Raw genomic sequence first — 10,682 nt, forward strand, 5'->3', positions numbered from 1 at the left:
CCGCCGGGATCCCGAGCGGCCCTGTTGGTCGGGGCCGTTATGGGCGGTGTCGGCCGGCGCGGGCGTGTCTGCGGCGGGTCTGGGGGCGGGGGATGGTGACGGCGATGGGGTCGCGGTAGCAGTAGCAGGTGTAGGTGTAGCCCTCCTCCGCGTCCGGGGGGATACGGACGGCGTCGGAGGCGTCCTCGGCGTGGGGCATGGACGCGTAGAGGAGTCCCACGGCCAGGACGATGAGCGTGAGGGCGATGACGACGAAGCCCCAGAGGCCACGGTCGGTTACGGGGTCCATCACCCGGTCCCCTCGTTCTCCGTGAGGGTGAACCAGACGGCTTTGGAGGTGGGGGAGAGCCCGCCGTAGATGGTCCAGCCCCAGTGCGTGGCGAGGCTGTCGATCATGAGCAGTCCCCGGCCGCTGGTGAGTTCGCCCGCGAGGGCGCCGGGGAGGGGGAGGGCGAAGGGTTGGTCGTCCCGTACGTGGACCGTCACGAGCCGGGGTGCCACGGTCACGTCGAGCCGGATCAGTCGACTGTGCGTGTGGCGGTGGGAGTTGGTGACGGTCTCGGTGACGCAGAGGCGGGCGTCGTCGGCGAGGGCGGAGTGGTCGGTGACCAGCAGGAGCGAGGTGACGAAGTCCCGCGCGATCCGGGGTGCGGAGGGGGAGTTGGGCACGACGAGCCGGTAGTTCTCGCGTATCGACGGGGACGGTTCGGCGGGCAGTGCGGGAGTCGCCAAGGCGCTTACAGAGGTCATGCGGTCCTCTTCCTCGCGGTCTGAGTTCGCGCTGCCCATCCACCAGCCGTGGCAATGGCCGCTCGCGCGCATGTTTCAACGCACGTTTGTACGGCTGCACTTCGGCCCGATGGCTTGCGACGCGGTGCTGCGACCACGGTAGCGTAAAGTCGCACATGTGGTACTCAACTGGAGCGTCTGAGCGACGAGTGGATTGCCGTTGGGATACCCGCCACACTGTGGTGCGACAGAAGGAGAGATGGATGCCGCCGAGGAAAGCGCCTACAGCGCGGCAGCGCCGCCTGGGCGCAGAGCTGCGCAAGATCCGGGAGCGAGCAGGGCTCACGCACGCCGAGGCGGCGCAATTGCTCAGCACGGATCGCACCACCATCAGCAACACCGAATCGGGCCGTTTTGGAGTGAGCTCCGGGCGGGTGCGTGCGTGGGCTGAGACCTACAACTGCCATGACGGGGCGTATGTTGATGCGCTCGCTGATATGGCTGACGAGCGCATAAATGGCTGGTGGGAGGACTATCGCGGCGAACTCTCCAGTCTTGCGCTCGACCTCGCCGAGCTGGAGCATCACGCCGTTGCCATCCGCGCGGTGCAAATCATGCACATGCCTGGTCTGCTGCAGAACGAGGAGTATGTGCGAGCTGTCTTCGCGGAAGCTGTGCCGCCGCCGAGCCCAGCACGCCAACGGCGTCAGCTTTCTCACCGGCTCAAACGGCGCGACGTACTTGACCGCCCGAACCCGCCTTCGTGCACATTTCTGATTCATGAGGCTGCACTGCGGATGACCTATGGCGGTTCCAAGGTTGCTCGCGGCCAGCTCGACTACCTGTTGAAGGAGTCGGAGCGCGACAACGTCACCGTTCGCGTGATCCCGTTCGCGGCGGGTGGATTTCCGAATGCCCAGAGCTCGACTCACTATGTCTATGGACCTGTTCCGCAGCTCGATACCGTGCAGACGGATACCGCGACCGGGTCGAGATTTCAGGATGCCGAAACGCGTCTCGCGAACTGGCGAGCCATGCTCGACCGGATCGAGGAACTGTCCCTCGATCCCGAGAGTTCACGGGACTTCATTCGTAAGATCGCACAACAAGTCTGAAGGCGTGAGAACCATGGAAATTCAGTGGCGCAAGTCCTCGAAGTCCGCAGATGACGAGGACTCCAACTGCCTCGAACTCGCCTGGCACGGCGGCGAGATCCTGATGCGTGAGAGCGACAACCCCGACGTCGTCATCCACACGACCCGGGCCAAGCTGCTCGCGTTCCTGGGTGGGGCCAAGGAGGGCGAGTTCGACGACCTGACCTGATCAGGTTCGCTGTCCCGCCTCGGTCGGTCTCTCATCGGCGCAGATGCGAGGCCGACCGTTGATTGATGTGGATGTGTGGGGCGCGCTACTTTCCAGGTGCGGTGTCGGACGACGACCATGAAAGCGTGAGGGTCCATGGAAATTCAGTGGCGTAAGTCTTCGAAGTCCGATGGTGAGCACGGGGGAGAGTGCCTCGAACTCGCCGCGCACGGCGGCGAGATCCTGATGCGTGAGAGCGACAACCCCGACGTCGTCATCCACACGACCCGGGCCAAGCTGCTCGCGTTCCTGGGTGGGGCCAAGGAGGGCGAGTTCGACGACCTGACCTGATCAGGTTCGCTGCCCCGCCTCGGCCGGCCTCTCATCGGCGCAGATGGGGGGCCGGTCGCCGGTTGAGTGGTCTGCGCCGCATCGTCCTGGCGCTCCGGCGGGCCTCGGCCCGGCTTTCATGCGCGACCCGAAGCCGGGCCTGCGGCGGCGATGCCGGGCTCCGTACGGACGGTGGTGGACACATCGGCCCGCCTCTGGTGCCGGGCGGGGTTCACCCGCCGAGCGTGATCGGGCCAAGTCCGGAAGGCAGCTGACGTACGGCCAGTGCCACGACCTCGTGCGCTGTGGCGAACCGGTCGAGGTCCTCGCCGACGCCCACCCCGTACCTGCCGTCGCTGTCAGCCGTCAGCAGCGGGCCGACAACGGTCAGACGCGGACGCGTGGTGCTCGAGAAGCGCAGCGCCCAGTGGCTCGTGAACGGGTAGAGGGCGCGCAGCACCGGTTCGGCGTGCGCCGCCTCGATCAGGGCTTGGTAGGTCTCCTGCCAGGCGTATCCCAGTTCGCCCGCCTCCTGCCGCAGGCACTGCCACTCGGATTCCGTCAGGCGTGCCGGGTCGTGATCGGGTACCTCGAACCGGCCGGTCAGGTGGACGAAGGGTGCCGCCCAGCGGATGTCGTCCAGGGCCTCCCCCTCATGCCACGCCCGGGCGACCCTGGCGACTGCCGCCAGGTCGTCCGTCTCGCCGTCGATGAGGGCCATGCTCTGGAACGGCTCCGTGCCACGGATCGACCACTGCCGTTTGCGTGACCACGCCATGATCCGCAGCGGTTCGCGGTGCGGCAGGGTGCTCGCAACAGTCGCGTGGAGCAGCGGAGCAGAGCCCGGGGAGGTGACGGGAACAGCGGCGAGACAGCCCTCCGCCTCGGGCCGGAGCGCTGCGGCGAGGCTGCCATGGGCGGCGATATCCGGGTACAGGACGGCGGGATCAGCAGGGGAGGCCACGGCTGCTGATTGTGCCCGGATCCCGGATCCCGGTGCCAGGCGCGAGCGGCCCCGACAGATTCACGGAAGAGCCGGTGCTCGGTCTTCGTACGGGCCCAATCGCGTGCTCCGGTCAGCAGCGTGACGTCGTACGAGCTACTGGATGCTCCAGCGGTGCGGATGGTCGGGATCAGTGGGGCAGGCGAATACGTTGAGCTCGCCGAAGCGGCCCACGGTGACCTTGGTGGGGGTGGCGCATCGAGGGGTGGGCAGGTCGCGGTCCTCCAGCGGTCTCCAGCTGCCGCTGCCGCCGTCCCACTCCGAGCTGTCGATGGTCAGTAGCAGGTGCATCGGTGCCCCGCAGGTTCGGCAGTCCATGGGGTACGGGTCGGTGGCGTGCCAGGAGGCGAAGCCGCCGACGCGCCAGCCGGGCGGGATGGACAGGTCGTACTGGTAGCCGACCGGCTCGGCCGTGTTCCCGGCCGCCGACTTCTCGGCTTGTCCCTGGGCTTCCTCCCAGACGTCGATCCGGGCGCGGAGGTCCTCGGGCAGGAGGCCCGCGAGCGGGTAAGTGACCACCTGCTCCGGGTGCAGCACGCAGGGCTCGGGTACGAAGCCGTCGGACCCGACGACCGGCGGCTGCGGCGGTGCGGTCAGTACGGGGCCGACCTGCCATGAACGCCGCCAGCGGAGGTGCAGCTCCAGGTCGTACCGGCTCGGGCCGTGCGCGTTGAACGGACACCAGAACACCTGGAGCAGATCGCAGTCCTCCAGCCCTGTCGGCAGGTCGGGGACATCCCTCCGATAGAACTGCGCGAGGCCGATCATCGGCAGCGGGTCCCTCTCGGGCACCTCGGGTATCCAATGTTCCAGGCGCAGCTCGTCCAAGAGCTCTCGTTCCTCGTCTGTCGGGCCCGGGTTCCGCCTCCGGGCCCATGCGGCGGACAGGAGCTGCCGCCACCGGTGGATATCGGCCGGGCGCCGCCCCTGCCTGGGGCTGTGGGCCTCGCCGCACACCGGCCACGGCTCGTTCGCAGGCCACAGCATGGGACCACCCACCGAGCTGGCCGACACGTCCGGGCTCCCTGGCCGAGGGTGAAGGCGCGTCGTCGTGCCCCGGTAAACAGCCAGTTCCGGGAAGAGCACCTCGACATCGAGCGGGCGTGCCGGCGTGGTCCTCGTCATGGACGCGACCTTAAACACCCGACGGCCTTGGCCAACGGGAACCCTCGGCAGCAGCTGCCCCGCGCCAGTGCTGCTGTCGACCTGGTGAGTATGTTGATTCCCTCGCCGACGTCGGCTGCCTCCCCACCGGTGCACATCCGCTGTCGTTCTCGCGGGCAGAGCCAGATCGCGCTCTGCGCCTTCGCCGAGGAGTGTGCCGAGCTACGCCCACCGGGATGACCACGGCACCCCCGTAACGATGCGCCCAACTGGCAAGCGCAATGCCTGGTGGCAAGTGAAACGGTCAGTCGGTGTGCTGAGCCGCTGGCCGGTGTTCATGGAGGAAAGGGCTGTCGAGGCGGGCGTCGTCGGCGCGGTCGCGTACGTCGGTGAGGAGCCAGCGCAGCAGCTCAGGCGTGGCGTGGTATTCATCGTGGAAACCCATGTGCAGGTCAGTGATCTCGGACTCGAACATCACGTCGTCGATGAGGTCTGCCAGGTGCGCGTCGGCGGCCGGGTGGGGGGTGGCGGTCCAGATGTTCAGCCACGGGCGCAGGCCGTCCGTGGCGACGCCGATGAGACTGAGGGTTTCCCTGATGGGGACGGGGCTGGGGTGCGTGTGCAGGGTCGCCTCCCACCAGGCGGACCAGACGTTGCTCAGAGCGCCGGTCAAGGACGCGTCCCAGGTGGTCCAACCCGCCTGGAGCAAGCGGGTGGCGATGAGTTCCTCGTCGACGTGGAACTGACCCATGACAACCGGTCGGACGATGCGCGGGACGAGACGGCGGTAAAGACGGGGGAAGTCGTCCCAGTGGCTGGGCACCTCGGCGGCGACAGCGGACACCAGGTCGTCGGGTATCAGGTGCAGGGGCCCGGAGAGGTCGGCGAGGTCCTTTTCGGCGTAGCAGTGCGTACACCCCGCGACGGGAAAGGGCTCTTCGGAGGCGAAGGCTTGGTCCAGCGCGTCGAGCGCGGCCATCAGTTGGCGTTGCACAGGAGACATGGCGACCTGCCGAGGGACTCCGTCCGGACAACCGGCGAAGATCGCAGAATACAGGGGCACTCCTGATCTGCCCCCGATGGTGCGGAGCTGAATCCTCGACCTGCCGTGGTCAGGTTCGTTGCCCTGCCTGTCTGTCGGTCTCTCATCGGCGCAGAGGGAGGTCGGTCGCGTCAATATCCCTGCCGTGCAAGGGGCTTGCCTCTACGGTGCTCCGCATGACGAACCGTGATTTTCTCGTGGTCACCACGACCCACGACGCCGAGGACAAGGCCCGTGAGCTGGCCGCCGCCGTGGTGCGCGAGCGGCTGGCCGCCTGTGCCCAGGTTTACCCGGTCAGTTCGGTGTACTGGTGGGACGGCGACGTACAGACCGAGCCCGAGTGGCGCATCGACTTCAAGACGCGCGCCGACCTCGCCGACCGGCTCGCGGCGTTCATCGGTGAGCGGCACACGTACGACACCCCGGAGATCATCGGCGTACCCGTGGCGACCGGGGGTGCGGCCTATCTGGACTGGCTGAACGCCGAGACGGCCGGTTGACCGGGCCGAAGGCTGCCTGGGCTGGGGCGGAGCGTGATTCGCTTCCCGCGCTCCCGAGTACCGGTCGGAACCGGTGGGGCGGGGGCGGGTGTGTGCGGCCGGCGGCGGTCCGTATGCGCGCGGGCGGTGCGGGCTCCCGGCCTGGTCGCCCCGGACCTGGTCGCCCCGGACGTGCTCGCCCCGGCCTGGTCGCCCCGGCCTGGTCGCCCTGGCCTGGTCGCCCCGTACGTCAGGCGGTGTCGGCTCTGCGTTCCACCAGTTCGTACAGCTCGCGGTCCGGGGCGCGGAAGTGCAGGTAGCGCTCGCGTTCGTTCTCGCCGATCGCGCCTACGGTGACGCCCGCTTCGCGCAGGGCCGCCGCGGCGGCGTCGAGATCGTCGACGAGGAAGCCGACGGACCGGGGCGTATCGCCCATCCCGCCGGGCGAGGCCACCGCGAAGGTTGATCCGTCGGGCAGTTCGAACAGGTCAGCCTCGATGCCGTCCACCCGCGCCCGGGGCAGGGCCAAGGTGTCGTTGAGGAAGTCGGCCATCCGAGAGCGATGGGGCGTGGACGTGCCCGCGAAGACGAGGCCGAGGATGCGCATGCCGCCATGCTCTCGTAACGTCGCTACGAGAACGACTCATTTCGGGCTGAGCCGGAGCGGGCCTCTCGTCCGGACCAGGCGGGGGCCACGGCGGATCAGCCGGCCGACCATCCCCGACCATCCCCGACCATCCCCGGCGGGGTGGCCGGGGATGGTCCTCGAACACCGTCCGCTGCCCCGCCCCTGCTGCACTGCCGCCCCGCTGCCCCGCTGCCCCTCAGGGAGTGCGCCACGGGATGTCCTTGACGGTGAGCGGTAAGAGATGCGGCTCACCGTGCACCGTCAAGGCGACGGGCCCTGAACGGCCGACTCAATTGCGTGTGGGTAATGCTTGGCCTAACAAGCTTGCACTTGTCGATAGCTATGGGGCGGCCTACCTTCGAATGCAGGTGGTGAGGCGCCACCCGGAGTTCATCGTCGAAGGAGCACATCATGTCTGACCAGAATCTGAACGAGTCCGCTGAGCTGTCCGCTGCCTCCGCCGCTGATGAAGCGCTCCTCACCGAGGTCACGGCCGCTGTCCGGAAGGCGGGCGCGCTGCTGCGGGAGCGGTTCTCGCCCGAGGCCGGTCTGGGTGATCTCGATGAGATCGTCACCGAGATCTACGCCAATGACGCGGCTGTCCTCGGTGTCCTGCAGGCGCCGCTGCTCGCGGCCCTGCCGGGTTCCGGATGGGTGGAGGACGAGCTGGCGGGTGGAGCGCTGCCGCCGGGGGAGTGGTGGATCGTCGACCCCGCCGAGGGCAACATCAACCACATCCACGGCATGAGCGAGTGGGCGGTGACGGCCACCCTGGTGCGCGACAACGTGCCCGTCCTGACCGTCGTCCACCTCCCGCTGACCGATGACACCTACACCGCGCTGGCCGGCCGGGGGGCCTACCTGAACGGGGAGCGGCTGCGGCCCTCGGAGAAGACAGCACTGAACGCGGCCCTGGTGGGCACTGGTCAGGCCAAGCCGGGCGAGACCGAGGAGACGTTCCGCCGGATCGGCGCGTCCGTCACCGCGATGCTGATCAACGCGCTCGTCGTGCGGGTCTCGGTGCCCGCCACCCTGCAGCTCATCCATGTCGCCGCCGGACGGATGGACGCCTTCTGGCAGTTCTCCGACGTCCGCTCCGGCCTGCTCTCCGGCGCGCTGCTGGTCATGGAATCCGGCGGCACCGTCACCGACACCCAGGGAAACCCGTGGAACCTCGAAAGCCGGGACTTCCTGGCCACGGCACCCGCCCTCCACGCCGAAGCCGTCGCGGTCCTGTCTCCGATCGTCTGATCGGCCCCCGCAGGATCAGCCCCGCATGACCAGTCCCCGCATTCCCAAGGAGCGCCCCACCATGACCACCATCGGCATTCTCGGCACCGGCCGCGTCGGCAGCAACCTGGCCCGCGCCCTCGCCGCCGCCGGCCACACCGTCATACTCGGCCGCCGCGCGGCCGACGAGGAGACCGAGGCCCGGGAAGCGGGCGTCGACCAGTCGATCCGGTTCGCCGACCAGCGCACCGCCGCCCGCACCGCCGACATCGTGATCAACGCGACGCCGGGCGACACCACCCTGGAACGGCTGAGGGGGTTCCAGGCCGAACTCGCCGGCAAGATCCTCGTCGACGTCTCCAACGCGACCCGCGACGCCGCCGACGGCTTGCCCGGCGACCTGGTCTACCCGGGAAGCAGCCTGGCCGAGCAACTCCAGGACGCCTTGCCCGCCACGCGTGTGGTCAAGACCCTGAACACCATGCTCTTCATGGTCATGACGGCTCCCGAATCCCTGTCGACCCCACCGACGGCGTACCTGTCCGGCGATGACGACGACGCCAAGAAAGTCGTCGCGGCCCTGCTCGACGACCTGGGCTGGCAGCCGGAATGGATCGAGGATCTCGGCGGCATCATCACCGCCCGCGCCTCCGAGGCCCTGATCCTGCTCGTTCCTCACATCCTGCGCCGCCGTGGATTCCAGCCGTTCGCCGTCTCCCTGGCGCGCTGAACGACACCCTCGGAGAGTCCGGAAGAGCGTCGGGATGTCGCAGATGCGAAGCTCCGGCTGTTCCATCGCCGTGAAATGCCCGCACCGGTCGTGCTCCGTCCACCGTGCGATGTCCCCCACGAGGCCAGGCGCGCGTTCTACCTGTTGGCAAAGTCCGTATCACTCATTAGACGTCAAACACTTGATACGGACCTGTAGCTACCGCTAGCTTCCTGGATGTCGCCACCTTCTGGGCCGGTTCCTCGGCAGGGACATGCCCAAAGTGGCGTCAACTCTCCCCGGCTCTGCGCCAGTTGGGGAGCAGTCCGGAGGGCTGGCCCCTGTCGGCGGCTCGTCACGCCGGCTGCGGACAGGGGTCGGCCTGCCCCAGCGCCAGGAGGTCTCACATGTGCGAACCCGTCACCACGACCCGCCTCTCGATCGCCTACTGGTGCGAACGGGTCACGTACCGCTCGATGGACGCCGGCGGGATCGCGGACGTGGCGCGGTACTCCGTCGCCAGGCCCGCCGACGCGGTCCGCAGCGTGCGCGTCGACGTGCGCGCGCTCGCCGCCGAGCTTTCGCCCACCGAGCGCCATCGTGCGCTGAGCTGGGTGGAAGGAGCCGGGTGCGTCGGCGCGGTCGCCGCGTTGCACCGGGGGGAACCCTGCGGTTTCTCCCTCAGCCATCGCGACCGCTGGATCGAGTGGACCGTACGCCCCTTCTCCACGTTCGAGGCGAGCAGGGAGGCATTGCTGCCGCTCCTGCCGACCACGGGGTGCGCCGGTGAGTCGATGTCGGCCTCGGCCCCTCCGGCGGCCGCTCATGCCAGTGGTCGAGTACGGGCTCGCACGACCACTTCTGCTACCGGTTGATGTGTCGCCGCCGGTAGCGCCGAGCGGCCCACAGGCCGACGAAGAGGCCAGGGACGAGGAAGCCGAGCCCGTTCGCCGTCGCCTCGCGTCCGTCGAGCGAGGCGATCCACAGCCAGACGAACAGGGCCGTGCACGCGGCGGTGGTGAGGACGAAGACCGCGAATTCGGTCCACCAATCGCGAGAGCTGTAGGACATGTCAACCCTCATTCACTGAGTGATGTAGTGGCACTGAACGCTACGGCGGCTCCCATTGACGTACAGATGGGCGCAGGCCTTTCCATAACTGGGAAGCGTCTTGCTCGTGGTGTCCGAGTAGGTGGAGACGGTGCCGGTCTTGCAGGTGGTATTCAGGGGGCCGCGCTGGATCTTGTACGTCTTTCCTGCTGTATCCGCGTAGTGGAATTCCAGCTGGGTGTTACAGAATCTGGTGGCCAGTGCGGCGACGCCCACGCAGTCGACGCCTGCGGTCTGGCTGGTGATTTTCTTCCCGGAGCCTTTGATCACGTGGGTGAGGAAGCAGCCTGTGGGGACAGTGATGGTGGTGCCGCCGAAGGTGTACTTGAACGTGCCGATCGCAGCCGAGCCGGCCGCCCCCATCGTCCCTATGGGGCCCGGAGCCTCGCTCGCCACCTGCTCGGCCGGTGGGGGGCTTTCGGCCTCTGCCGCCTGGGCGGGCGAAGTGCCGTAAAGAAGAAGTGCGGTGGTTGATATTCCGGCCAGGATTGCGGTGGTCTTGCGCATGGGTCCCCCGAGAAGTAAGCGTTGATCACCACGACGCTACGGTCCTTCGGCGGATCATGTCAATCAATGTGGAGAGGCTGGGGGCGTACTCTCCGGTGCGGTGCCGTGGCGTGCGATGTTCTGGTGCCGTGAAATCCAGCGAGATTCAGCGCGTTGCACATCTAGCGCGTTGCGGATCTGTGGCACGACGCCGACTGGAGTTCGGGATGTTCCTTTCCTCGCTCAACTCCTTTTCTCTGTATCGAATATGACGATGAGTCGGCCGGGGGAGTTCGTGCGATGATCGCCGTGCCAAAGGGGTCGCCATGCCCCAGGCCGGTGAACCCCAGTACTTGACGGGTCGCGTACGTCCGCGTCAGCGGGCCGGGAGCGTACACGGCGGGGGGGGGGCGGGCCACCCCCCCCCCCCCCCCCCCCCCCCCCCCCCCCCCCACAACCCACCCCCCCCCCCCCCCCCCCCCCCCCCCCCCCCCCCCCCCAACAAACCCCGGGGGCCCCCCCCCCCCCCC

The 10,682-nt window shown here is 68.3% G+C and carries 15 protein-coding genes; 7 read left to right on the top strand and 8 right to left on the bottom strand.

Features of this window, described 5'->3' with window-relative positions:
- Positions 1-37: 37 nt before the first annotated feature.
- Positions 38-289: a hypothetical protein gene (locus ACIBAE_RS27800; RefSeq protein WP_399290556.1), complete on the bottom strand. Its 252-nt coding sequence runs from the start codon at positions 287-289 to the stop codon at positions 38-40.
- Positions 289-750 carry an ATP-binding protein gene (locus tag ACIBAE_RS27805; RefSeq protein WP_399290558.1) on the bottom strand — a complete coding sequence of 154 codons (462 nt, stop codon included), beginning with the start codon at positions 748-750 and terminating at the stop codon, positions 289-291. Before ACIBAE_RS27805 ends, ACIBAE_RS27800 begins: the two co-directional genes overlap by 1 nt.
- A 242-nt stretch (positions 751-992) precedes the next feature.
- Here ACIBAE_RS27805 and ACIBAE_RS27810 point away from each other — a divergent pair, with 242 nt between their 5' ends.
- The 3 genes from ACIBAE_RS27810 (at position 993) to ACIBAE_RS27820 (ending at position 2,382) form a co-directional block, all read left to right on the top strand.
- On the top strand, positions 993-1,844 hold the full coding sequence (locus ACIBAE_RS27810; protein ID WP_399290560.1) for a Scr1 family TA system antitoxin-like transcriptional regulator: 852 nt from the start codon (positions 993-995) through the stop codon (positions 1,842-1,844).
- A gap of 13 nt (positions 1,845-1,857) precedes the next feature.
- Positions 1,858-2,052: a DUF397 domain-containing protein gene (locus ACIBAE_RS27815; protein ID WP_399290562.1), complete on the top strand. Its 195-nt coding sequence runs from the start codon at positions 1,858-1,860 to the stop codon at positions 2,050-2,052.
- A gap of 135 nt (positions 2,053-2,187) precedes the next feature.
- Entirely contained in the window at positions 2,188-2,382 is a 195-nt protein-coding gene (locus ACIBAE_RS27820) for a DUF397 domain-containing protein (RefSeq protein ID WP_399290564.1), read from the top strand.
- A gap of 211 nt (positions 2,383-2,593) precedes the next feature.
- Here ACIBAE_RS27820 and ACIBAE_RS27825 read toward each other — a convergent pair whose 3' ends face one another.
- From ACIBAE_RS27825 to ACIBAE_RS27835, 3 genes are all read right to left on the bottom strand, one after another.
- Complete coding sequence (locus tag ACIBAE_RS27825; protein WP_399290566.1) at positions 2,594-3,325, bottom strand: DUF6193 family natural product biosynthesis protein; 732 nt, start codon at positions 3,323-3,325, stop codon at positions 2,594-2,596.
- A gap of 135 nt (positions 3,326-3,460) precedes the next feature.
- Positions 3,461-4,489, bottom strand: coding sequence for a hypothetical protein (locus ACIBAE_RS27830; protein ID WP_399290568.1), 1,029 nt, complete (start codon positions 4,487-4,489; stop codon positions 3,461-3,463).
- A 283-nt stretch (positions 4,490-4,772) separates the two neighbouring features.
- Positions 4,773-5,471 carry a hypothetical protein gene (locus ACIBAE_RS27835; RefSeq protein ID WP_399290570.1) on the bottom strand — a complete coding sequence of 233 codons (699 nt, stop codon included), beginning with the start codon at positions 5,469-5,471 and terminating at the stop codon, positions 4,773-4,775.
- 215 nt (positions 5,472-5,686) lie between these two features.
- Here ACIBAE_RS27835 and cutA point away from each other — a divergent pair, with 215 nt between their 5' ends.
- Positions 5,687-6,010 carry a divalent-cation tolerance protein CutA gene (gene cutA / locus ACIBAE_RS27840; RefSeq protein WP_399290572.1) on the top strand — a complete coding sequence of 108 codons (324 nt, stop codon included), beginning with the start codon at positions 5,687-5,689 and terminating at the stop codon, positions 6,008-6,010.
- Positions 6,011-6,239: 229 nt separating this feature from the next.
- On the opposite strand, the gene ACIBAE_RS27845 is transcribed toward cutA, so the two are convergent.
- Complete coding sequence (locus ACIBAE_RS27845) at positions 6,240-6,596, bottom strand: hypothetical protein (protein ID WP_399290574.1); 357 nt, start codon at positions 6,594-6,596, stop codon at positions 6,240-6,242.
- 432 nt (positions 6,597-7,028) lie between these two features.
- On the opposite strand from ACIBAE_RS27845, the gene ACIBAE_RS27850 reads away from it, so the two are divergent.
- From ACIBAE_RS27850 to ACIBAE_RS27860, 3 genes are all read left to right on the top strand, one after another.
- Entirely contained in the window at positions 7,029-7,868 is an 840-nt protein-coding gene (locus tag ACIBAE_RS27850; RefSeq protein ID WP_399290576.1) for an inositol monophosphatase family protein, read from the top strand.
- A 25-nt stretch (positions 7,869-7,893) separates the two neighbouring features.
- Positions 7,894-8,577, top strand: coding sequence for an NADPH-dependent F420 reductase (locus ACIBAE_RS27855; RefSeq protein ID WP_399290578.1), 684 nt, complete (start codon positions 7,894-7,896; stop codon positions 8,575-8,577).
- Between the two features lie 386 nt (positions 8,578-8,963).
- On the top strand, positions 8,964-9,431 hold the full coding sequence (locus tag ACIBAE_RS27860) for a hypothetical protein (protein WP_399290580.1): 468 nt from the start codon (positions 8,964-8,966) through the stop codon (positions 9,429-9,431).
- Here ACIBAE_RS27860 and ACIBAE_RS27865 read toward each other — a convergent pair.
- Entirely contained in the window at positions 9,421-9,627 is a 207-nt protein-coding gene (locus ACIBAE_RS27865; protein WP_399290582.1) for a hypothetical protein, read from the bottom strand. The genes ACIBAE_RS27860 and ACIBAE_RS27865 overlap by 11 nt on opposite strands.
- Positions 9,628-9,639: 12 nt before the next feature.
- A complete protein-coding gene (locus tag ACIBAE_RS27870) occupies positions 9,640-10,173 on the bottom strand; it encodes a hypothetical protein (RefSeq protein WP_399290584.1) in 534 nt (177 codons plus the stop codon).
- Positions 10,174-10,682 lie beyond the last annotated feature (509 nt).

The sequence above is a fragment of the Streptomyces sp. NPDC051569 genome (assembly GCF_044454085.1).
Lineage (GTDB): Bacteria > Actinomycetota > Actinomycetes > Streptomycetales > Streptomycetaceae > Streptomyces.

Coding starts and splice junctions, on each gene's coding strand:
- ACIBAE_RS27830 (WP_399290568.1), bottom strand. CDS start 4,489: ATGACGAGGACCACGCCGGCACGCCCGCTCGATGTCGAGGTGCTCTTC.
- ACIBAE_RS27835 (WP_399290570.1), bottom strand. CDS start 5,471: ATGTCTCCTGTGCAACGCCAACTGATGGCCGCGCTCGACGCGCTGGAC.
- ACIBAE_RS27815 (WP_399290562.1), top strand. CDS start 1,858: ATGGAAATTCAGTGGCGCAAGTCCTCGAAGTCCGCAGATGACGAGGAC.
- ACIBAE_RS27845 (WP_399290574.1), bottom strand. CDS start 6,596: ATGCGCATCCTCGGCCTCGTCTTCGCGGGCACGTCCACGCCCCATCGC.
- ACIBAE_RS27855 (WP_399290578.1), top strand. CDS start 7,894: ATGACCAGTCCCCGCATTCCCAAGGAGCGCCCCACCATGACCACCATC.
- ACIBAE_RS27860 (WP_399290580.1), top strand. CDS start 8,964: ATGTGCGAACCCGTCACCACGACCCGCCTCTCGATCGCCTACTGGTGC.
- ACIBAE_RS27850 (WP_399290576.1), top strand. CDS start 7,029: ATGTCTGACCAGAATCTGAACGAGTCCGCTGAGCTGTCCGCTGCCTCC.
- cutA (WP_399290572.1), top strand. CDS start 5,687: ATGACGAACCGTGATTTTCTCGTGGTCACCACGACCCACGACGCCGAG.
- ACIBAE_RS27810 (WP_399290560.1), top strand. CDS start 993: ATGCCGCCGAGGAAAGCGCCTACAGCGCGGCAGCGCCGCCTGGGCGCA.
- ACIBAE_RS27805 (WP_399290558.1), bottom strand. CDS start 750: ATGACCTCTGTAAGCGCCTTGGCGACTCCCGCACTGCCCGCCGAACCG.
- ACIBAE_RS27870 (WP_399290584.1), bottom strand. CDS start 10,173: ATGCGCAAGACCACCGCAATCCTGGCCGGAATATCAACCACCGCACTT.
- ACIBAE_RS27865 (WP_399290582.1), bottom strand. CDS start 9,627: ATGTCCTACAGCTCTCGCGATTGGTGGACCGAATTCGCGGTCTTCGTC.
- ACIBAE_RS27820 (WP_399290564.1), top strand. CDS start 2,188: ATGGAAATTCAGTGGCGTAAGTCTTCGAAGTCCGATGGTGAGCACGGG.
- ACIBAE_RS27800 (WP_399290556.1), bottom strand. CDS start 289: ATGGACCCCGTAACCGACCGTGGCCTCTGGGGCTTCGTCGTCATCGCC.